This is a genomic window from Novipirellula sp., assembly GCF_041583735.1.
Taxonomy (GTDB): domain Bacteria; phylum Planctomycetota; class Planctomycetia; order Pirellulales; family Pirellulaceae; genus Novipirellula.
Genome location: NZ_JBFHFD010000058.1, coordinates 1 through 21,893, shown reverse-complemented (window position 1 = coordinate 21,893; position 21,893 = coordinate 1). Strand labels below are relative to the sequence as shown.

The window sequence follows — 21,893 nt, the reverse complement described above, 5'->3', positions numbered from 1 at the left end:
GGTTGCATGTCAGGTGTTCTGCGGCGTTTTTGTACTCGAAGTCCAGCACGCACGTCAATTTAAGGCGATACGGCACCGTCGCCAAGGACAGCATCATCCCAGGAAGTCAATATTGGACACAATGCCACACATGTTCGGTCAATTATTAACGCATTTCTGCGCCACGATCACAAACATCGCTCCTCAAGAGCTTGTTACGTCCGAGTCGTTTGCTGCGTCCGTCACAGACATCTCCCTTCTGCACTCGGGGATCGATGTTTGGTGGGTGGTCGCCATTTCTGTCGTGGTCGTCTTGGTGGCGATCCTGGTGTTTCGCCTTCACGCTTTTCTGACATTGTTGTTAGCTGGACTGCTGGTTGCCAGTTTGTCGAGTCATGCAAATCTTGATCGCTATGCCCAGTCGCAACTTGCCAATGGTAAGATGACCGCAAAAGCAGCCGCTTCATTCACAACCCAATCGCCACAGTCTCGCTTAGCGACCGCGTTTGGCGAGACGGCGGGGAAGATCGGCATTTTAATCGCGTTGGCCAGCATCATTGGGCAATGTCTGCTTGAATCGGGCGCCGCATCGCGGATCGTCGATTCGATTCTAAGCATGACGGGCGAGCGGCGGGCGGCCGAAGCGATTGCCGCCAGCTCGTTCGTGATCGGGATTCCGGTCTATTTTGATACGGTCTTTTATTTAATGGTGCCGCTGGCACGCTCGCTCCGCCGTAAACTCGGTAAAGATTATGTCTTGTTTCTGATGGCGATCATGGCGGGCGGTTCGATTGCTCATTCGTTGGTACCACCCACGCCAGGCCCACTGCAGGTCGCTGAAATTATCGGTGTGGACGTCGGCACGATGATGATCGCCGGGCTTGCCATCGGAGGTTGCAGCAGTGTGTTCTCGTTGATCTCTGCCCGAATCATCAATCATCTTGTCGAAGTGCCGCTGCGACCGATCAGCGAGGGTGAGTCCGAAGGATCCGAAAATTCCGAAGCGGAAAACGCAAACGTCGATCGCGAATTGCGGCGGCCGTCGTTGATGGCGTCGGTGTTGCCGATCCTTGTCCCGGTCGCGATGATCGGCATCGGATCGGTGGGAATCTATTTCAGCGACGCGGGAATGATCGAGTCTGTCGGGCTCGCTCGTTTGCTGGAATTCGTCGGTGATAAAAATATTGCCATTGCGGTGGGGGCGGCATTTGCCATGTCGCTAATTCGTTATTGCCCGGCGGACCAACGCAAATCGCTCGTCAATCGTTCGTTGAGTTCGGCTGGGAATATTATTCTGATCACCGCTGCTGGAGGTGCCTTCGGAGCGATGCTGTATCAGGCTGGTATCGCGCAGGCGGTCAGCGAGTTGGCGGGTGACGTGCCTGGATTGTTGCTGTTGCCGCTTGCGTTTCTCGTCACTGCATCGATTCGTACGCTGCAAGGCTCTGCGACGATTGCCATGATTACGGCAGCCGGCGTACTGCAAGGATTTGCCAGCTCCGATTCACTTCCGTTTCATCCGGTCTATCTCGCGATGGCGATCGGTGCCGGAAGCAAACCCATTTCGTGGATGACTGACAGCGGGTTTTGGGTGATCACCCGGATGAGCGGGATGACCGAATCCGAAGGGCTTCGCGTGATCGCGCCGATGTCGACAGCGATGGGGATCTCGGCATTGTTTTTTACAATCCTGTTTGCCTATTGCTTCCCCGGCATTAGCTAGAAGTGAGATGAATTGTTAACCTAGAGGCTTGCTCCCCAGCCTCATCTAAGTTTCCTGTTCCTGCTTCTCGTTCCATTAACGTTTCTTTGATTATGAATGCTTCTGTTCTTGCTGGCTTTCCCAATAAAAATCCGTCGCTGTACCGGCGGCTTCATGTGCCATTGGGTGACCCCGCCGCCTGGATTGATTTGGGGGGGCACACGATTGCCCTGGTCCGCGATCTTGAGATGGATCGAGTCCGCAAGCACAGTGGTGCTGATCACGTGACCTGTCCCCCCGAGCACGAGCCCCCGCTTGGCTTAAGTGCGGACCGCGAAACCGCGACGGCGCAAGCACTGGTTCAAGTGCTGCGTTCCAAACGTGTCGAACGGGTCAAAGCCGATCGTTCATTGCCATTTATCTTTGCTTGGCATTTACAACAGGCTGAAATTGAATTGCAGTACGACGAAGACCTGGGAGTCCTCGATCGACGCGTCAAATCGGACCAAGAGATCGAGTACCTTCGCAAGGCTCAATCCGTCACCGAAGAGGTGATGCAGATGATGTGTGAGCGAATTGCCAATGCAAGCGTCAATTCGCAGGGGCAACTCTGTCACGACAGCGAAGTGTTGACCAGCGAATCGATTCGAAGCCTGGCAGCGATTGAATTCATGAAGCGTGGCTTCAGCATGTCGCACGGTGCGATTGTGGCGTCGGCGCCTGAGGTTGCTGATTGTCATCATAGCGGCACTGGGCCACTGTTGACCGAGCAGCCGATTATCGTCGACCTGTATCCCCGTGACGAAACAACCTATTACAACGGGGATTGCACGCGGACGGTGGTCAATGGGCAAGTGTCTGAAACCGTCGCGGCAATGCACAATGCGGTTGTCCTCGCCAGAGTTGAATCCGCGAAATTGTTGGTCGCTGGCAATTCGGCAAACGACGTCAATCAAGCGGCCGAAGACGTGTTAAAACAGCACGGCTACAAGCTTTCACGCGGCAAGATCACCGACGAGGCGAGTATTCAGCATGGTTTGGGCCACGGTATCGGGCTGGATGTCCACGAGCCCATTCTGCTTGATCACGGCGGAGGCGAATTGCTCGAAGGCGAAGTGTTTACGATCGAACCAGGGCTGTACGGACGCAAAGTCGGCGGAGTCCGAGTGGAGGACATGTTGGTTGTCACCGAGGGCCAACCGGAATGCTTGAATCAGCTGCCCTACGGACTCGATTGGACGACCTAAGTGCAAGCCGCACGGGGCATGCGGAGCGTGATGCAATAAAAAATTTGACCTAGCGTGTTCGGGTGGGTATCCTTTGCACCACGCGGCAGGGGACGCCTGCTTGCGGTTCGCTCTCAGGTGAAATGTTATGTCGCAATTTGCATGTCCTGCGTGTCGTCGTATTTTGAAATCCAAGCCTGAATTGGCGGGGAAACAAGTCAAATGCACCTGTGGCCAGCAATTTCGCGTCCCCAGCGTCGGCGGATCCACGGGCGTTGGATCTGGTGCGATTCGTGACGTAGCCGCGACCAACGGTAAGTTGACGCTATCGTGCGGGTGCGGAAAACGCTTGGCAGCTCCGCTGTCAGCACGTGGTAAATCGGTTCGTTGTCCTTGTGGCCAAGTCAACAAGGTGCCGCTCGGGGACGCTCACGCGGGTTCGGTTGGCGTCGCCGCCCCGGTGGTGGCGACTTCCCCAAAACCGACTTCCCCAAAACCGACTTCCCCGTCGCCGACTTCCCCGTCGCCGACTTCTTTGGCTGCGGCTGCCAGCAATGACTGGTTGGACGATCTGCCGGTCCATCCGGCCGCGGCTTATTCATCGGTCACAGGCATGGCGATGCAGGCTCATGCGAACCCATACGCCAATCCTGCTGCAGTGCACCCAGGATCTTATGCAGCTCAAACTCCGGCCAACGCGACCGCCAATTCGCACCTTGCCGAGGCGCAGCGGCAGATTGCCAAAGATCGCCGAAACGGAAATAGCGGCGACCGCGGGGGCAGCTCGTTTTTTAGCGGCGGTACGATGGGCGGGCTGTTGATGATGATCATCGCGTTGGTCTGGTTTTTTGGTGGGCTCGCCGCAGGCGTGATCTTCTTTTACCCACCTGTCTTGTTTGTGCTGGGCTTTATCGCGTTGGTCAAATCCGCGATGGGGGATGATTGATTTACGATGATTGAACTGTCTTTGGGGGCAGTCAATCAGTAAAACACCGCTGCGTCGGTTGAAATGGGGCATCTGTTGACGTGATCACGCTTTCTCGCCTTGTCGAGAATAGTCTTGACCGATCGGTCTATACCCGTATAGTAAATGAGGCCCGCAAATTGGTTTTTGGCGGGATGAGGAGCCGAGCATGCGAGCGAGACGCTAGGTTTCTCCCCTTTTTTTACCCTGGTTTTGACCGACCAGTCAAATTGTTCCGGAGATAGAAGCGATGACCGATTTTGCAGTGCACTCGATCGAAGACGCTGGTGAGAGCAAGCCTCTGTTGGAAAAAAGCAAGAAGGCGTACGGATTTGTACCGAACTTGCATGCGGTGATGGCGGAATCGCCGGCGCTGCTGGAAGCGTACCGAACGGTCGCCGAGATTTTTGACAACAAGACGAATCTGAACCCAACCGAGCGCCAGATCATTGCCATGACCAACAATCGTCTGAACGGATGCACGTACTGCATGGCCGCTCACACGTCGATCATGCAGGGATTGAATGTCGACGATGATGTGATCACGTCGCTTCGCGAAGGCACTCCGATTGCCGATCCGAAGCTCGAAGCGCTGCGGGTTTATGCCGAGAAGGTCAACCTTAGTCGTGGTTGGCCTGACGAAAGCGACATCGAGGCGCTGTTGGCTGCGGGCTACACCAAGCAAACGGTATTCGACGTGATCGTGGGCACCGCGTACAAGGTATTGTCGAATTACACCAATCACGTCGCGCAGACACCGCTTGATAAAGCGTTCGCCAAAAACCAGTGGAGTGCCGATGCACAACCCGCCAGCTGAATGCGAAGATGGCGTCACAAAAATCGACGAGCGTTTCGGCCGAGGCTGATAGCGGCCGCAATGGCCCCCGAGTCGATTGAATCAGCCTGGGGCCAATCCGAAGCGAACCGTAATTGGGAAGGTTTTTTTTGCAAAAATGTCGAGCGTGTGTGTCGGATGCAACACGGCTTTCCTCATTGAACCAGAACCATTGGGACGACGTCCCAATCGCGGTGGCCCAAGTCTTTCGTTCATGGAAGGCCGATTTTGGCAAGAGGGGTCGACGATTCACACTTACTCGCACGAAAGAATGGCATGAATTTTAAATTTGCATTACTGGCTCTTGCTTTATTGGCCTTGGAATTTACCGGAAACGGCACGTCTGCGCAAGTTGCCGTTGCAGATGAAGGCGTCGAGCATCAAGCTAAATCAGTGGCAGTCATGCCTCGGCCCAAGGTGATCATCTTTGATGTGAACGAAACGCTACTTGATCTTGCTCCGCTGAAAACATCCGTTGGAAAAGCACTCGGCGGCCGCGAAGATCTTTTGCCGCTGTGGTTCTCGACGATGCTTCATTATTCGTTGGTCGAAACGTTGAGCGGCGAGTATCACAGTTTCGGTGAAATCGGCACCGCCGCGCTGATGATGGTTGCGAAAACACAAGGGATTGACCTTCAGTATGATCAAGCCAAAGCGGCGATCGTGACACCGCTTCGCTCGCTGCCACCACACCCGGATGTTGTCGCGGGGTTGCAGACGCTCAAGACCGATGGCTACCAAATCGTCAGCCTGACGAATTCGTCCAACGTGGGCGTTGCAACTCAATTTCAAAACGCCGGCCTGACCAAATTTTTTGAGAAGCGATACAGCGTCGAGTCCATCAAAAAGTACAAACCGCACCCCGACACCTATCGCATGGTTCTTGCCGATCTGGATGTCGCACCGGAAGACGTGTTGATGGTGGCCGCCCATGCCTGGGACTTGGCTGGAGCCAAAAACGTCGGACTGCAAACCGCCTTCATTGCTCGCCCTGGCAAGGCACTCTATCCGAACGTGGCACGTCCCGACTATGTCGTCAGCGATCTACAGGAGCTTGTCGATGTCCTGCAGAAAGCCGCTCCATCGGCTCGCAGTGAGTGACGCGAAGAAGTCATCCTGCACGCCTTCTTCTCCTCTCCCCTCGCGTCTCACTCGCCTCGGTTGACGCGAGACGTTTCCTTCGCAGCGGTAAGGAGCTGGATCGATCGTATGGCCCCGGACCACTCGCAAGGCACGCGCGGCCGCGTGTTTTGCCAATTGGCATGGCAATTGCTTCATTGACCTATCATCAAAACATCGAACCCAAAAACATGGTGTAGATGGAAGGAGGGTAAAGTCATGCCAGATGGAAAACGCAAACGCCGACATAGCCAGAATCGTGCGAAACGAGCGTGGTACGCATACTATCGCGCCTTGCGATTTAATCATCGATTCGGCTTGGTAGCCTGAATGCCACTAGCCTTCATGTCGTGGCTTTACGAGGCTACCGTTTCAGTGGCACTTGCTGCGATGATCGGCTCCGCAGCCAATCATTCCGAAATACGCTCGATCTTTTTGGGGCTTCATCAACTTAGCGAGTCTTGATCGGATTACCGCGACGCTGTGAAGCCTTTTTTGTAGCTGCTTTCGCCACAAGGTGGGGATTTGCTCGTCCGTGATCAAGCTGATCGGTGAACAAGTCCATCGGTCATCAAAATCGTGTCGGCGAGAATGGGGCCGCATCGATGTGAGTCGGTTGTTCGGTAACCAGTTCTGCGATCATTCGTCCCGTGCTTGGCGCCAAGCTCAAACCCAGCATGTTGTGCCCGGTCGCCAGAAACGCGTTGTCCAAATTGGGCGTAGCACCGATGATCGGCAGACTGTCCCACGTCATTGGTCGCCAACCGTACCATGTTTCTTTTGCTTCGCCATCGACCGAAGCCACCAGGTACGGACGGGCTGAGTCACGAAGTTGGTTGATGCGTTGGCTGCGGATCGAAGTGTCGTAACCAGCAAACTCCATCATTGAACCAAGCCGAAGCCCGGTTTCGAAAGGCGAAACGCCCACTTTGTGTTCTGGAAACAGGATCGGATGCGTGGGCAGATTTTCGACTCGGTTCATGGTCACCGAGTAGCCTTTTCCTGGTTCGATGGGAATCGAGCAGTGCAGTTCATTCGACCAACGTGTGCTCCATGCCCCCATCGCGAACACATAATGATCCGCTTGCAGTTCGCCTTGTGTCGTTGAAAGGTGCGAGATTTGTCCCGCGGTTTTGTGAACGTCTGTTAGTTCACAATGTTCGATAAACTGTACCCCGTTGCCGCGAACACGATCGGCCCATTGTTGGTTCAATCGGTCCGGTCGAACCGAGGTATCATTGGGGTAGTGAAACGCGCCGGCGAGTCCCGATTTTAATCCTGGTTCGAATTCGGCAAGCTGGTCTCCCTCGATCCGATTGGCCGACACACCAAAGTGTTCGGTCAGCATCTTGTCGTTTTTGGCAAACGCATCCATGCCACGCTGCGTTTGCAAGACATACAGCAGTCCGTTCTCTTTCCATTCACAGTCGAGTGATTCTTGTTGAACCAGATTTTGATATTCGTCCATCGACGCGTCGAGGATCATCTGCAGGTGTTTCCCTGCAGTGAGGACTTGGCGGTGATTGCAGCGACGAGCAAATTGCCACATCCAATTCCACATCGCCGGGCTTAATCGCGGCTTCACCCGAAACGCAGCTTGCGGGTTGAATAGCGACTTTAATGCGACGGCAAACGCGCCAGGTTCGGTCAACGGCGGCACGTGGCTGGGACAGATGTATCCGCAATTTCCATGCGAGCAGGCCGACGCAACCGTGCCGCGGTCAATGACCGTGACTTTCAATCCTGCCTTGTTTAGATAGTGGGCGCAGGCGATTCCAATGGTTCCAGCGCCGACGACGATCACCGACCCTCCGTATGCGTTGCGGATCATACAAGCCTTTCTTCGGACTCATTTGCGGCGGTGCATCGAATCCCGCTGGTAAACGGATCGAGTGGTTGACGTATCAGGTTGCCTTCGCTGCAGATGAACGCATGCCCCATGACCGTAGGCACGATATTGTGTTCGTCGATTCGCGCATAGTTGGCGGTGAATCGGCTGCCGATAATACTTTCTTGAATCCATGGTTCGCCGGGCTGCAGTTTGCCATCTGCGGCCAAGCAAGCGAGTTTCGCGCTGGTACCCGTTCCACAGGGTGAACGGTCATATTGGCCGCCGGGACAGTACACGAAGTTGCGACTATCCGCATCGGCCGCGTGTGGCGGTCCAAAGAATTCGATGTGATCAATCTCGGCACCATCGGCACCCGTGATTCCATTGCGTCGCAGGGCATCTCGGATGCGGCCGGATGCATCCATCAACGCGTCCACGTTGTCGAGAATCAAATCCACTGGGCTTTCGCCAATCAAAAAGAACCAATTGCCACCCCAAGCGACGTCGCCGACCACGGTTCCAATGCCTTCGACTTCCACTTCGACGCTGCGGTGAAGTCGGTAGCTCGGTACGTTCTCGATGGATGCTCGGTTGGGAGTTTGCAAATCGATCTCGATGATCCCCACGGGGGTTTCCAGGCGATGGCGTCCGAGATCGATTCTGCCAAGGTAGTGAAGTGCCACCGCGACGCCGACCGCACCGTGGCCGCACATCCCAAGGTAGCCGGCGTTATTAAAAAAAATCACGCCCGCAGCGCACGTTGGATCGGTCGGTTCACACAGCAGAGCGCCAACGACCGCGTCCCAGCCGCGTGGTTCGAGAATCACGCATCGCCGGAAATCGTCTGCGGACTTGGCGAAGCGAGCCACTCGCTCGGGCAGCGGTCCGTTTCCCAGTTCGGGACCACCGTCGTGGATGATCCGGGTCGGTTCGCCTTCGGTGTGAGCGTCGACAAATCCAATCTTGTTCAAGATTCTCTCCCGGACCAGTTGTCCCACCATGTGCGGAACAATTTCCATTGGTCTTCTAGGAACGCTCGCTGCGACGTCGACAACGCATCGGATGAGTTAAGTTGCAGTGCGTATTCGGGACTGCCTTCCAAGACCATCAGATATTTGTAATGCAGCACCAAGTCGGGGCCGTCATCGAATTTCGCTAGCACGGCAAGCGCGTTATCGAGTTCTTCGGCGAGTCGTCGTGCTTCGACGTCGCCTGCGGCGGCTTGTTGGCACAGTTCGACCAATCGCAAGATCGGTCCAGGCAAGGCGTTGCCGACGCCAGTGATCGCGCCGGCGGCGCCACAGCGAACAAATCCGTGGAAGACTTGAGTGTCCACACCGACCATCAGCGTCAGATCTGGGTCACCGCTGGTGATATGTTCGGCGGCATAGCTGAGTGAGGCAGCGCCGCCAAATTCTTTGAAGCCAACCAGGTTTGAAAACTCAGCACGTAAATCGAAAAACAGATCGGCTTTGGTTTCGAATCCGTAGTACGGGCTGTTGTAGATGACCGACGGGATCCCTTCGCCCGCCTTTAAGATGCCGGCAAAATGTGCCCGCTGGGCCGCAGGCGAGGTCCCGCGAGAAAGCACGCGAGGGATGACCATCAAACCAGCCGCGCCGACCTGTTTTGCGTGAGCCGCATGCTCTGCGGCGAGTTGTGGGTTTTGGGCACCCGTTCCGACGACGACCGGCACACCGGCTTCGGCAAGCAGCCGGACACCTTCTTGACGCTGCGCATCGGTCAACAGCGGCCAATCGCCCATCGACCCACAGTAAACCACCGCGCGCATTCCCAAGTCGATCAATTCGCGGCCTTTGCGAACCAGTGCGTCAAAGTCGGGTTTGCGATCGGCATTACACGGGGTCATCAACGCCGGTATGCAACCACGAAAAATTGTTGAACTATCAGGCACGCATCTCTCCAGTGAAGTGTTTTTGGGGACGCCGCGAGGCGTTGAAATGGGATCAATTAGGAATCATGGGTGGACTAAGGCTGGCGGCTAGGCCGATGCCCTAGGATAGGAATGCCATCGCTACTTTCTTGGCGTATTTCGTCCGCCAAGATAACAATTTGCGCATAGTAGGTTGATGCGTCAATCGAATCGATACTACTGCTCACGCGTGAACACACCGTTGACCATTCGCATGATGCCACGCGGGTTGGCATCTTGTAATTCGGCTGGCAGGTAGTCGTTCGGGAAGTCTTGAAAGCAGAGCGGGCGTGTAAAACGCTTGATCGCCGCTGGCCCGATCGAAGTGAAGTGAGCGTCGCTGGTCGCAGGGTAAGGGCCGCCGTGGACCATTGCGTGGCAAACCTCGATCCCCGTGGGGAAACCGTTGAAGATCAGCCGACCTACTTTTTGCTGAAGTGATCGAATCAGCGGCTGGTGCTCTGATAATTCGCCGTCGGTGCCATGCAGTGTGGCGGTTAGCTGGCCCTCAAGTGCTTGTGCAACCTCGATCATTTGGCTCGGGGTGTCATAGCGAACAATCGTTGAGCAAGGGCCAAATAATTCTTCCAACAGCGAACGCTCACGCTGGAGTACTGCGAAGTCCGTCACCGCGATCGTGCAACCGGCTTGCTCGCGGGGACCATTGGCTTGGGAAAGCAGTTGCACTCCGTCGGTGTCCTTGATCCGTGCCACTCCCTTTGTAAACGCGTCGTGAATGCCCGAGTGCAGCATTGTCCCTGGGGCTGCTGCGGCGGCATGCTCTGCGATCGATTGGATCAACTGATCGCCGCGGTCACCGGAGGGGATCAGGATCAAGCCGGGATTGGTGCAAAATTGTCCTACGCCCATCGTCAAGGATCCGATAAACGCTTGGGCAATCTGCTCGCCGCGTTCTTCGATCGCGCCAGGCAGTACAAATACGGGGTTGATGCTGCCCATTTCCGCATACACGGGAATCGGATTACGTCGACGGTTTGCTGTGTCAAACAAAGCTCGGCCACCTGCGATCGATCCCGTAAATGCCACCGCTGCGGTAGCCGGATGTTCTACGAGGGAATGGCCTACCTGGTGAGATTGTCCTTGCAATAGAGAGAAAATCCCCGGCGGCAAACCGGTCGCTTTGACTGCATTGCAAATGATGTTTCCAATCATTTCGCAGGTTCCCGGATGGGCCGGGTGCGCCTTGCAAACGACCGGACACCCTGCGGCCAGGGCCGTGGTCGTGTCGGTTCCCGCAACTGAAATGGCCAGCGGGAAGTTGCTGGCGCCGAATACCACGACGGGACCGATGCTGATTAGCATGCTGCGAACGTCGGGCTTTGGAGCGGGGCTGCGATCAGCGTCCCCGTGATCGATCTTGGCTTCGACCCACGAGCCTTCTCGGATCATTTCGGCAAACAATCGGGTTTGGTTGACCGTTCGCGCCCGTTCTCCCTGCAAGCGATTCATGGGAAGAGCGGTTTCGGCGTGACAGCGATCGAGCAATTCCTGGCCGGCATCCATCAGCCCATCGGCGATCGCTTCTAACAGCTTCGCGCGGGTTTCATAGGAAGTATTCGAAAAGACGTCTGCCGACTCGCTCGCCAACGTCATCGCTCGGTCGATTTCCTCGCTGCTCGCTTCGTGAAATGGCGGATCCAACACCGCCTGAGCGGCAGGGTCGGTTGCCGCAAATGTATCCGCGTTGGTGGCAGACCGGTCTGCGCCAATCAGCTGTTTCCCTTGGATGTGTGCAGTTGGCATAGTTGTCGACGTGGTGCTGGAGGACGATTGGGTTCAAATTGCTGCGGTAGTTATACTTCAAATTCGCCCGTCGTTTATTGCCAGTGTGTGAAGTGCTGGCTAGAAAATGCGCATAGTTTCGAAATGGAGTGACAATGATGATTGCTGAAATTCTGTGTCAGTTAGGAGAACCGTTTACCGGCGAGGAATTGTTCGATCATCTCTCGGATTGCGTATTTTTTATCAAAAACACCGAGGGCCAGTATCTCGTCGTCAATCTAACGCTCGTCGATCGGTGTGGCGTGCGAAGTAAGCAGGATTTGCTCGGACGCACCGCAGAACAATTGCTGCGTGCTCCGTTAGGAGCACGGTTTACGGACCAAGATGAGCGAGTTCTTCGCACAGGGAAGCCGTTATTGTCCCAGTTGGAACTGCACGTTTATCCCTCGGGATCTGTGGGGTGGTGCATGACCACCAAGCTGCCGCTAAAGAAGCCAGGCGGCACTGTGGTGGGGTTAGTAGGCGTTTCCCAGGACCTGCGAGTGCCTAACAACGAAGCGGAAGAGTACCGTCAGATTGCCGAAGCGATTAAGTACGCGAAAGCAAACTTGTCGGCGCCGCCCTCGGTACAGGAGTTGGCGTCGATTGCGGAGATGTCTCGCTACCAACTCGACCGGCGGATGCGTCGCATTTTCGGGATCACCGCCGGGCAATGGTTGATGAAGGCACGGATCGATTTGGCTGAAGGGCTGCTGGCAGAATCGAAGACTCCGATCGCCGCGGTTGCTTTAGAGGCGGGCTATTCCGATCAAAGCGCATTCACACGCCAGTTTCGCGTGACAACGGGGCTCTCGCCGCGGGAATATCGCACCGCGAGAGGCTCGAAAGATTAACAGCCAAGACGGCGACTCGATGCCATTGCTCGATGCCGTTGAGAACTGCTTAGGATTTATGTCCTGCCCTTGACGATGTCGTTCAATACGTTCATCGCTTCCTCAGCACGTTCGATCGGTACAAAAAGATGGTCGTGGTAGTAGGCCGAGATCGCATTGACGCTGATGCCTCGGTGGGCAAGTTTGTCGGTCACCGCGGCCAAGAATCCAACGGCTTCGAGGCTGGAGTGAATTTTCAGAGTAATCATTCTGCAGGGATACGCGAATCCAAGTCCATTTGTTTCGGCTTCCCCCTTCGCGAGAATCAGAGTTAGACCCTCGGGTTCAAGGAACTGACCGATCGCGGAAAGCGAAAGCTTCGATGCGGCGTCGGGCGCCATCGTACAAAACACGAACTCGCCGGTTTGCAGTTCGGGCTTCATCTTTTTCAGCAAGGTCCGGAGATGGGTTTCGCCGTTCATCGGTAATGCAAAGGGGGCGGTCGAGGCAGCTATGATTAAGAAACCAGACGCATCGCTTGTTTGGCGACTTGCTGCAACGCGGCTTTGTTGAAACAGCCACGGCCCATGACTCGCATGCCAACGACCAGTGCTAAAAGTGCTTGAGCGGTGGGGCGTGCCGAGACGGTGGCCGGAATTTGGTCCCGCTGTTGTCCCAACTTGATCTGACGTTCAAAGAATTGAGCAAATTCCTTCAGTGCAACCGTTACAATTTCCTGCGTCTGTTCATCGTGGTCGCTGAGCGTCAGGGATGTGTTGACCAAGAAGCACCCCTTTTTCTGAGGGTCTTCGAGTGATTGCTGCACAATCGCATCGAACAAGACCGAAAACGCCTTCCGCGGATCATCGATCGCTTCAAGCTGTTTTAGCAAGACGCGTCGCTGCTCGGTGTCATACTTCAGCAGCGATTGAAGAAACAATTCCTGTTTGCCGGCAAACGCATTGTAGAGACTGCCGCGTTGGATTCCGGTCGCTGTAGTTAAGTCCGAGATCGAGGTGGCGGTGTACCCTTTTTCCCAGAAAACATGCATCGCTTTGTCGATGACATCTTTTTCGTCGAATGATTTTTCCCATGGCATGGGGGGCGAATTCCTTGGTTGAATTGTGCATGTTGATTTTAGCTTGTTTAGACCTATCGGTCAAATCAATTCGGTTCTTGCCACATCGGGCGTTTGCAAGCTGAAACCCGTGACTGTTTTAGGGTTGATCGGGAGTGTCGGATCGCCCATCACTCTTCGGAAATGGCCTTATTCCAAGTAGCATCTCCGCCCTCTCGCTAAGAGGTTGGGCAGTCAATTTTTTGTCGGTGTATTCCGCGAGATGGCTGGCGACGATCGCGTAAACAGATTGACGGTCAAGGCTGGTGTCGATTTCAATACACTTTTTCATGTTCTTGAACAATTCAACGGTGGGCAACGTTTCGGCCTTGTAGGTATCGAATCTCAGCTTCAAGCTTTCGACATTATCGTCGCTTCTGCCGGTGTACTTGGCACGCCCCAAGACACGCTTTTCCAAAACAGCGTAGGGGCACTCGAAATAAAGCATCTTGGGCAGCTCGGTATCGCGGCCGAAGATCTCGTACCAAGCTTCGAGGTTCGCCAGTGAGCGGGGGAATCCATCGAGCAGGAAGTTGTTTTTTCCCGTCGTTCGTGTCACCGTTTCCATCGCGTTTTTGAGCAGTGCGACGATGATTTCGTTCGGCACCAATTTGCCAGCCGCGATGAACTCGTCGATCGTGGCAGCGGTGGGGCCGCCGGCTTGACGCTGTTGGCGGAGCAGGTCACCGGTCGAGAGGTGCGTCCAGCCGAGTTGCGATTCGGCCAGCTCACACATCGTTCCTTTGCCGGCGCCCGGGCCTCCGAGCACAAAGACGACGTTGGGTTTGGGGCACGGTTGTCGGGGGTCATAGTGGTGAAGCGTCAATTTCGGAGCCGGAGCGACTCCCTTTTTGTAGACGTGCCATTCTCGGTCGGTGGGCGGCAGATCATCGTCGCAAGTGATGTCGTAGGCCAGATGCCCATCAAGACGGCAGATTCGCCACGACTTGTAGCTGTTGGAGTAGGACAGTGCGGGGCTTCGGGCGGCTTTCCCGTCGGCGCGGTCCCACGCCAATTTGCCGTTCCAGTAGCCGATGCTCGAAACCGTGCCTGATTCCGATTTAGCAGGAGGTGCCGTCGAGGGGACGAAGAGACCATCGACTTCGGGAAGCCCCGCGCCGGAGACTTCAATAAAGAAAGTGTTCGGTCGGGATTCGTTGGATTCGGCCATGGGTTCTCTTGACGATTTAATTGATGGCGTTGGGGGAACAGCGTGCGTTTAGATCATAACCTTTGTTGCGGAGTCCTGTGAGCCGCTGGGGGGTGTTACGCGGCTTGTGGCAGGTCGCCATCGACCGCCATCTCCCCTGCTGCGATTACGAGGTCGCTGCTGACCGATCGATCCAGCTCAACTTGCGTTGCGTTCAGTATTGCTCGCAACGTGTACGCAACAATCGCAGCCGTTCAAGAAGATTGCCCTCCTTTGCACTTCGCGCGCCCTGTCACGATTTTTCTTACGCCTGGGAATCCATGGGCGATGCGTCGCGTGGTATGCTGATCACTCGCAGATCGTTAATATTGGACTGCAAATACTCAAGCGATAAACGGTAGGCACATGGGACTCTTTGACAAGCTTCGTGGCGAACTGATCGACATCATCGAATGGATCGATGATTCCAACCACACGTTGGTTTGGCGGTTCCCTCGCTACAATAATGAAATCAAAAACGGGGCTCATTTGATCGTCCGTCCCGGACAAGTCGCGGTGCTGGTGCACGATGGCGAGATCGCCGATCTTTATCAGCCCGGGCACTACGAGTTAACGACTCAAAACATGCCGATCATGACGACGCTGGCAAGCTGGAAATATGGATTTGAAAGTCCATTCAAAGCGGAAGTCTATTTTGTCAGCACGCGACAGATCACCGATTTGAAATGGGGCACCCCCAACCCGATCATGCTGCGGGATTCCGAGTTTGGGCCGATTCGCATCCGCGCGTTTGGCACTTACGCACTCAAAGCGATTGAGCCCAAAGCACTGCTTCGCGAAATCGTCGGCACCGATGGTGATTTTCAGTCGGACGAAGTCACCGGATTATTGCGTTCGATGATTACGTCCTCGTTTTCCGACGTGATCGGAAAACTAAACATTCCCGCGCTCGATCTGGCGTCTCGCTATCAGGAAATTGCCGCCGCCGTGCGAGCGGAGGTGGTCGAGCAGATCGATGATGAGTACGGACTCGATTGTCCGCAGTTGATCGTCGTCAATATTTCGCTGCCCGAAGCGGTCGAAAAGGCACTCGATACCCGTACCAGTATGGGCGTGATCGGCGATATGAATCGTTTCCAGCAGTACCAGATGGGGCAAGCGATGACTGCCGCTGCAGAGAACCCCGGCGGTGGGGGCGCGGCCGAAGGAATGGGGCTCGGAATGGGCTTTGCCATGGCCAGCCGCATGATGCCGCAAGTGGGCGGCGCACCCGGAACCGCTCCAGCGGCGGGAGGACCTCCTCCGCCACCGCCAGCGGGCGCATGGCATGTCGCGGTGAACGGAGAAACGCGAGGCCCCTTCACGTTACAACAGATGGCTGCTGGAGTCAGCAGTGGCGAAGTCAAGGCGGACACGGTGGTTTGGACCGCAGGCATGCAAGGCTGGGCGGCTGCATCAGCGGTGCCGCAGTTAGCGAGCCTGTTTGCTGCCGCAACCCCACCGCCTCCACCACCGCCAGCCTAGTCCCCCCGGGGCTTGTGAGCCGTGGGCCGTAAGGCACCGGGTAACGCGAGAGATTGATTCACAACCGCCGCCGCACAAGCCCAATGCCATCTACTTTAGTAGTGATGCGGCGCAAGCCGCCCGGTTGCGGCGAGTAAAATGTTCGATATTTACCGGGCGGCTCGCGCCGCACCGCTATAAAAACCACCCCGTTTGGGGCGAAAGTAGATGGCATTGGCCGTAAGCCGTCCCGCAGTCGCAAGCAAAACGTCCAAACGAGACCGAAGGGCTCACGTCCTTCCGCTAACAAGAAACAATCACTGATTCGCAACATGAAAACCGCAGCGCACGACGTGCCTCCCATTCCGATTGTCGATCAACCGCTTGCCGTGTCGGCACGTGTGGGGACCGAGTGGATCGTGGATGCTTACGGATGCAGCGAGACGGCGTTACGCGATCTTGAAATCATTGGCGGGATTTGCCACGACGTGGTCGCCGAACTGAAGTTGCAAGTCGTCGGCGAGCCGCAGCGGCATGCGTTTCCAGGTCATGGCGGTGTTACCGCCATGTATCTGCTTAGCGAATCACATCTCGCTTGCCATACCTACCCCGAGCATCGCTTGGCAACCTTCAATCTGTATTGCTGCAGTGACCGCCCGGCGTGGGGCTGGCAGCAGCAACTGGCCTCGCGTTTGAACGCTAGCGAGGTGGTCGTGCGGAAGGTCGTGCGAGGCACCCGCTCGGCCGATCAAGGCCCTGTCGCTGACCAACAAGATGCCGTCATTCAAGATGTGGTCATTCAAAACGTACAGCGAGATCAGGGATGAAGCATCGCAGCGCAGCATGTCCGTCGTGTGGTGGCCCGGTCGAATTCAAGACCGGTTCGTCTCTGGTCACGATTTGTGACTTTTGTCAAACCGCGGTGGCGCGAGGGGACAAGGACGTTGCCGATTTCGGTAAGGTCGCGGACGTCGGCGAAACCAACTCGGGGCTGCGGCTTGGTTTATCAGGCACGTTTAATAAACGCGGGTTCTACATTTCCGGACGTGTCCGTTATTCACACCCGGCGGGTGGCATCTGGGACGAATGGTATTTGGTATTTCCGGGCGAGAAGTGGGGGTGGCTAACCGAGGCGCAAGGCAAGTTTTACTTGATGTTCGAACGCGAGCTCACAAGCAAAATCAAATTGCCTGAATACGACTCGCTGACGCTCGACAGTCAAGTGGAACTTGGACGCAGCCAATTTTCGGTGCGCGAGAAAGGGGTTGCCACGGTGGCGGCTGCCGAAGGTGAAATTCCGTGGGCGGTTCATCCTGGCGCGGAACACAAATTCGTTGACTTGCAAGGCGTCGAGGGCACGTTTGCGACGCTTGAATATGGCGAGCAAGCGAGCGTGTTTATTGGCAAAGAGATTTTGCTTGCCGACCTGGGCGTCGATACCCGCACAGCCGATCCGGAAAGCGAAAAATTGCCGGTCGCGGCGCTGCAGCTAAATTGTCCGCATTGTGGTGGAACATTATTGTTGCGGACGCCCGATGAAACCGAGCGTGTGACGTGCCCCAATTGCCATTCGCTGCTCGATGCCAATCACGGAAAACTCGCCTACCTGCAAACACTAAAGGCCAAAGAGATCTATCCGGTGGTTCCGATCGGCAGCGAAGGTGTTTTCTTTCATAACAAATATACCGTGATCGGAATCATGGAACGCTTTGCGCTTTATGAAGGCAAAACGTATCCATGGATGGAGTATCTTTTGCACAATCACGAACTCGGGTTTCGCTGGTTGGTGGAAAACCAAAATCATTGGTCCTTCGTCGAGCCGGTGTCGTTTATGGGCAGCACCTTTGGCAGCCAAGTGACCTACAATGGCGATTCGTTTCGTATTTACGATCGCGGAGTTGCCTATGTGCGGTACGTCGTGGGCGAGTTTTATTGGCGTGTCACGGTCGGTGACTCGGTGCAAACCGCGGACTACATCGCACCACCTAAGATGCTGTCGATCGAAGAATCAAAAACGAAATCGTCCGAGGAGCGGAACGTCTCACAAGGAACCTACTTGTATCCCGAGCAAATCGAAGCAGCGTTTGGGATCCGCGGCGTTCGCCGTGCCTGGGGGGTGGGGCCGATGCAGCCCGGTCCAAAGCTAGGCAAAGAGTTTTATTTGTCTTGGGGAGGTTTCCTTGGTTTGATCCTGTTGGTGCAACTTGCGTTTTTCATGCGTGCCGATGGATGGATGACGTTTTACGCGATGTTGTTTGTTTCGTTGCCGATTATTGCGTTCCACTTTTATGCCCACAACTTTGAACGGCAACGTTGGTCCGAAAGTGATTACAACCCCTATGCCAGCAGCGATTAAGCAAAGCGATCAGAAATGAGTGTTCCGTTTCGAGTAGCGTCGGTTCCCACCGGCCGTCCTTAACGGCTTGATGGAGGCGGCCGGTAGGAACCGGCCCTACGCTCTGTCAACGCTTCCATAAACGGCAGTTAATTCCAACGCGATCTTGAGGGTGGAATCGGGTTGTTCGTCAAAGAGAATGGATTATGAAAAAAGTAATGCTCATCATTTACCTCTGTTTTGGGATCAGCGTTTGCGCGTGGTATTCCGTTGCTGCGGCTAAAGGTTGGCAGGCTCCCAACCTCGGATTTGTGGACGGGTTTGCGGCCGGGCGAGTGTCTGGCGGCGGTTATGGTCGATCGTATGGCGGTTCTTGGGGAGGCGGAAAATAGTGTTGGGAATTCAAATGAGTATGCATTCGGTGTTATTGATAACCGCGCAAGCGGCGGAGAGTTCAATGGATTTATTAGGGGTTCACCTGATCGCGGCGGTCCTGTTTGCGGTCGTCGGGATTCTGGTTCTGTTTGCGGCTGTGTGGATTATGGAAAAGTTGACTCCTTTTTCGATCGTCAAAGAAATCGAAGAGGATCACAATCAAGCACTCGCGATCATTGTCGGCGCGATTGTATTGGGAATTTCGGTGATCATTGCTGCGGCGATTCTGGGTTAAACAACGTCGATGAATCGTGCTCCGCTCGCTTTGCTGTATCTAAACGTGCTCGTCATCGCGACGTGTGGGCTGATCTACGAATTGCTTGCCGGGACGCTTGCCAGCTACTTGCTGGGCGATTCGGTCACCCAGTTTTCGCTCGTGATCGGCGTCTATTTGTCGGCACTCGGTGTCGGTTCTTGGCTGTCGCAATACATCGAAGAGAAGCTGGCGAAAACGTTTATCGAAGTCGAGCTGGCACTCGCGCTGGTGGGCGGCTTGTCGGCTCCGTTTTTGTTTGTCGCGTTTGCCTGGATCGAGTGGTTTCAAGTCTCGCTATTTGGCCTCGTGCTGCTGATCGGAACTTTGGTCGGGCTCGAGTTGCCGTTATTGATGCGGATTTTAAAAGAGCACCTCGATTTCAGCGATTTGGTCTCTCGTGTTTTGACGTTTGATTACATCGGCGCATTACTCGCATCGTTGTTGTTCCCGATCCTGTTGGTGCCTCAATTAGGCTTGGTGCGAACCTCATTGCTGTTTGGCATTTTGAACGCGTCGGTCGGGTTGTGGGGAACGTATTTGCTGCGGCCGATCCTGAGCGACAAAGGGCTGGGGGGACTTCGCGGGCGAGCCGTCTTGGTGATCGGAATGCTGGTCGTCGGTTTTATCAAAGCGGACTCGTTAACCACGATCGCCGAAGAACGGTTATTGTCTCACCCGATCGTTTACGCCAAACAAACTCCCTACCAACGCATTGTCGTCACGCAGAACCAGCAAGGGTTTCAGCTGCATTTAAACGGACATTTGCAGTTCAATTCGGCTGACGAGTACCGCTATCATGAAGCGCTCGTGCACCCGGTGATGTCCGCTGCGGTGGATCCAAAACATGTGCTCGTGCTCGGCGGCGGCGATGGTTTGGCAGTTCGCGAAATTTTGAAATACCCGTCGGTCCAGTCGGTGACGCTCGTCGATATCGATCCCGAAATCACCCATCTCGCTCAAACATTTGGTTTGATGGTGGATTTGAATGCTCGATCTCTGCTCGATCCTCGAGTCGTGGTGATCAATCAAGATGCGTTCATTTGGGTCCGTGATACGGAAAAGCAATTTGATGTCGCGGTGATCGACTTTCCTGACCCCAGCGGCTATTCGGTGGGGAAATTGTACACCACTCGTTTCTTTCAGATGCTAAAGCAACATCTGACCGATTCGGCGCGCATCAGTATCCAGTGTACCTCGCCACTTGTCGCACCGAATTCTTATTGGTGTGTTCTGAATACGCTGAGGGAATCGGGGTTTGACGCGATACCCTATTGTGCCTCGGTGCCCTCGTTTGGTGTTTGGGGATTCGCATTTGCCACGATGACGCCGTCCAGCGGAGCTGTGATCGAGTTGTCGGATAAGGTCGGTGAGCTTCGGTTTTTGAATCCATCGCAACTGAAATCGATGTTTGAATTACCGTCCGACATCCGCCCCATGGAAACGGAACTCAATCGATTGAACAACCAGGTGCTTGTGCGTTATTACGACCAAGAATGGAGTCGCAGCGAGTGAGCGATTTGCCCCCGATGTTAAGTCGTCGCGAGCTGATGAGCGTGCTGCTCGGTTCATGGGCCGCCGGGACTGTTGGATGCTCGCGGCAATCGCTGCCGCCGGAGGGCGCGTGGTTGAGTCCTGATTTCTCGGTCGGGCACCGCATTCGCGACGGGCTGCGACCGAAATACGACCCAAGTTCTAGCGAGCATGCCGATGTCGTGATCGTGGGTGGCGGAATCGCAGGGTTGTCGGCTGCTTGGCGATTGAAAAAGGCGGGGCTCGAGAATTTTCGCCTGCTGGAAATCGAAAAGTTCCTGGGCGGGACGTCACGCAGTGGGCAATCTGCCCCGTTTGAGTTTCCTTGGGGCGCCCATTATGTGCCCGCACCGATGAAGGAAAATCGGGCCTTGGTGACCCTGCTGGAAGAGATGAACGTGGTGGTCGGCAAAACCGAGGATGGTTCACCACGAGTCGCAGAACAATTCCTTTGTCGCGATCCCGAGGAACGCGTGTTTGTCGATGGGCAATGGATCGAAGGACTGTATCCTGCATCCGGTGCGTCTGCAGACGATCTCGCTCAACTCGAGAAATTTCAAGCCGAGATGGATGTTTGGATCACCCGCCGCGATGATGATGGCAAACGCTTGTTCGCGATCCCGATCGCAACCGCGTCCGACGGCGAGGACGTTCAATCGTTGGACCAAATTTCAATGCAGCAGTGGATGGACGACCGCGGCTTTACCTCGTTGCGATTGCGTTGGATGGTCGATTATTCATGCCGCGATGACTATGGGTTGACGATGGGGCAAACCAGTGCGTGGGCTGGGATCTTCTATTTTGCTTCGCGAGCTCGAGTAACCAGCACCTCGTCTCAGGATGTGATGACTTGGCCTGAGGGAAACGGTCGTTTTGTTAAGCATTTTGTAAATCGTGTCCAAGATCAATTGCGTCCTTCGACCGCCGCCGGCGACATCCAACTCGCCCTATCAGAGAAAGGCACTGCGAAGATCACTGCTTGGGACAGCCTGTCCGACCAGAGTGTTGGCTTTGATGCCGAGCATGTCATCTTTGCCGCCCCCCAGTTTTTGGCTCCGTATTTGATCCGCGATTTCAGCCGCATTGCCGATCGATCGACGGCAGCATTTCGTTATGGAGCATGGATCGTCGCGAATGTTCATCTGCGAGACCGTCCGCGCGAAGACGGGATGCCGATGTGTTGGGACAATGTGATCCACGAAAGTAAATCGCTCGGCTACGTCACGTCGACCCATCAAACCGGACTCGATCACGGAGCAACCGTGTTGACGTGGTACTATCCAATGACGGCGAACGAAGGCAAAGTTTCACGCCAGCAGCTACTAGAGATGACGTGGTCGGACTGGGCCGAAATTGTATTAGC

The 21,893-nt window shown here is 55.3% G+C and carries 20 protein-coding genes; 13 read left to right on the top strand and 7 right to left on the bottom strand.

Annotation, left to right across the window (positions count from 1 at the left end; all coding sequences use genetic code 11):
• Positions 1 to 121: 121 nt before the first annotated feature.
• The 5 genes from ABX962_RS07130 (at position 122) to ABX962_RS07110 (ending at position 5,807) form a co-directional block, all read left to right on the top strand.
• On the top strand, positions 122 to 1,702 hold the full coding sequence (locus tag ABX962_RS07130) for a GntP family permease (RefSeq protein WP_372717937.1): 1,581 nt from the start codon (positions 122 to 124) through the stop codon (positions 1,700 to 1,702).
• A gap of 92 nt (positions 1,703 to 1,794) precedes the next feature.
• Positions 1,795 to 2,928, top strand: a complete 1,134-nt coding sequence (locus tag ABX962_RS07125; protein WP_372717935.1) for a M24 family metallopeptidase — start codon at positions 1,795 to 1,797, stop codon at positions 2,926 to 2,928.
• Between the two features lie 127 nt (positions 2,929 to 3,055).
• Complete coding sequence (locus ABX962_RS07120; protein ID WP_372717934.1) at positions 3,056 to 3,853, top strand: hypothetical protein; 798 nt, start codon at positions 3,056 to 3,058, stop codon at positions 3,851 to 3,853.
• A gap of 268 nt (positions 3,854 to 4,121) precedes the next feature.
• Positions 4,122 to 4,688, top strand: coding sequence for a carboxymuconolactone decarboxylase family protein (locus tag ABX962_RS07115; protein ID WP_372717932.1), 567 nt, complete (start codon positions 4,122 to 4,124; stop codon positions 4,686 to 4,688).
• Positions 4,689 to 5,108: 420 nt separating this feature from the next.
• Positions 5,109 to 5,807, top strand: coding sequence for a haloacid dehalogenase type II (locus ABX962_RS07110; protein WP_372717943.1), 699 nt, complete (start codon positions 5,109 to 5,111; stop codon positions 5,805 to 5,807).
• Between the two features lie 589 nt (positions 5,808 to 6,396).
• Here the strand turns inward: ABX962_RS07110 and ABX962_RS07105 are convergent.
• From ABX962_RS07105 to ABX962_RS07090, 4 genes are all read right to left on the bottom strand, one after another.
• Positions 6,397 to 7,656 carry an NAD(P)/FAD-dependent oxidoreductase gene (locus ABX962_RS07105; RefSeq protein ID WP_372717930.1) on the bottom strand — a complete coding sequence of 420 codons (1,260 nt, stop codon included), beginning with the start codon at positions 7,654 to 7,656 and terminating at the stop codon, positions 6,397 to 6,399.
• Positions 7,653 to 8,627 carry a proline racemase family protein gene (locus ABX962_RS07100; RefSeq protein ID WP_372717928.1) on the bottom strand — a complete coding sequence of 325 codons (975 nt, stop codon included), beginning with the start codon at positions 8,625 to 8,627 and terminating at the stop codon, positions 7,653 to 7,655. The genes ABX962_RS07105 and ABX962_RS07100 overlap by 4 nt, the downstream gene beginning before the upstream one ends.
• A complete protein-coding gene (locus ABX962_RS07095; protein WP_372717941.1) occupies positions 8,624 to 9,583 on the bottom strand; it encodes a dihydrodipicolinate synthase family protein in 960 nt (319 codons plus the stop codon). The genes ABX962_RS07100 and ABX962_RS07095 overlap by 4 nt, the downstream gene beginning before the upstream one ends.
• A gap of 183 nt (positions 9,584 to 9,766) precedes the next feature.
• On the bottom strand, positions 9,767 to 11,353 hold the full coding sequence (locus ABX962_RS07090) for an aldehyde dehydrogenase (NADP(+)) (protein WP_372717926.1): 1,587 nt from the start codon (positions 11,351 to 11,353) through the stop codon (positions 9,767 to 9,769).
• A gap of 137 nt (positions 11,354 to 11,490) precedes the next feature.
• On the opposite strand from ABX962_RS07090, the gene ABX962_RS07085 reads away from it, so the two are divergent.
• On the top strand, positions 11,491 to 12,225 hold the full coding sequence (locus tag ABX962_RS07085) for a helix-turn-helix domain-containing protein (RefSeq protein ID WP_372717939.1): 735 nt from the start codon (positions 11,491 to 11,493) through the stop codon (positions 12,223 to 12,225).
• A gap of 56 nt (positions 12,226 to 12,281) precedes the next feature.
• On the opposite strand, the gene ABX962_RS07080 is transcribed toward ABX962_RS07085, so the two are convergent.
• The 3 genes from ABX962_RS07080 to ABX962_RS07070 all read right to left on the bottom strand — a co-directional run bounded on the left by ABX962_RS07080 (position 12,282) and on the right by ABX962_RS07070 (position 14,492).
• Positions 12,282 to 12,686 (bottom strand): ACT domain-containing protein, encoded by a 405-nt coding sequence (locus tag ABX962_RS07080; protein WP_372717924.1) that lies wholly within the window; start codon positions 12,684 to 12,686, stop codon positions 12,282 to 12,284.
• A gap of 35 nt (positions 12,687 to 12,721) precedes the next feature.
• Positions 12,722 to 13,303: a TetR/AcrR family transcriptional regulator gene (locus tag ABX962_RS07075; RefSeq protein ID WP_372717923.1), complete on the bottom strand. Its 582-nt coding sequence runs from the start codon at positions 13,301 to 13,303 to the stop codon at positions 12,722 to 12,724.
• A gap of 118 nt (positions 13,304 to 13,421) precedes the next feature.
• The gene (locus tag ABX962_RS07070; RefSeq protein WP_372717921.1) at positions 13,422 to 14,492 is read right to left on the bottom strand and encodes a nucleoside monophosphate kinase; all 1,071 of its coding nucleotides are present in this window, start codon (positions 14,490 to 14,492) and stop codon (positions 13,422 to 13,424) included.
• Between the two features lie 384 nt (positions 14,493 to 14,876).
• Between ABX962_RS07070 and ABX962_RS07065 the strand changes: the two genes are divergently transcribed.
• The 7 genes from ABX962_RS07065 to ABX962_RS07035 all read left to right on the top strand — a co-directional run.
• The gene (locus ABX962_RS07065; RefSeq protein ID WP_372717919.1) at positions 14,877 to 15,995 is read left to right on the top strand and encodes an SPFH domain-containing protein; all 1,119 of its coding nucleotides are present in this window, start codon (positions 14,877 to 14,879) and stop codon (positions 15,993 to 15,995) included.
• Positions 15,996 to 16,306: 311 nt separating this feature from the next.
• Positions 16,307 to 16,801 carry an S-adenosylmethionine decarboxylase family protein gene (locus ABX962_RS07060; RefSeq protein ID WP_372717917.1) on the top strand — a complete coding sequence of 165 codons (495 nt, stop codon included), beginning with the start codon at positions 16,307 to 16,309 and terminating at the stop codon, positions 16,799 to 16,801.
• Positions 16,798 to 18,330, top strand: coding sequence for a DUF4178 domain-containing protein (locus tag ABX962_RS07055; protein WP_372717915.1), 1,533 nt, complete (start codon positions 16,798 to 16,800; stop codon positions 18,328 to 18,330). Before ABX962_RS07060 ends, ABX962_RS07055 begins: the two co-directional genes overlap by 4 nt.
• A 185-nt stretch (positions 18,331 to 18,515) precedes the next feature.
• A complete protein-coding gene (locus ABX962_RS07050; protein WP_372717913.1) occupies positions 18,516 to 18,701 on the top strand; it encodes a hypothetical protein in 186 nt (61 codons plus the stop codon).
• Between the two features lie 14 nt (positions 18,702 to 18,715).
• Entirely contained in the window at positions 18,716 to 18,979 is a 264-nt protein-coding gene (locus tag ABX962_RS07045) for a DUF350 domain-containing protein (RefSeq protein WP_372717911.1), read from the top strand.
• Positions 18,980 to 18,988: 9 nt separating this feature from the next.
• On the top strand, positions 18,989 to 20,512 hold the full coding sequence (locus ABX962_RS07040) for a polyamine aminopropyltransferase (RefSeq protein WP_372717909.1): 1,524 nt from the start codon (positions 18,989 to 18,991) through the stop codon (positions 20,510 to 20,512).
• On the top strand, positions 20,509 to 21,893 hold a 1,385-nt coding region (locus tag ABX962_RS07035), incomplete at its 3' end, for an FAD-dependent oxidoreductase (protein WP_372717907.1). The genes ABX962_RS07040 and ABX962_RS07035, both read left to right, overlap by 4 nt.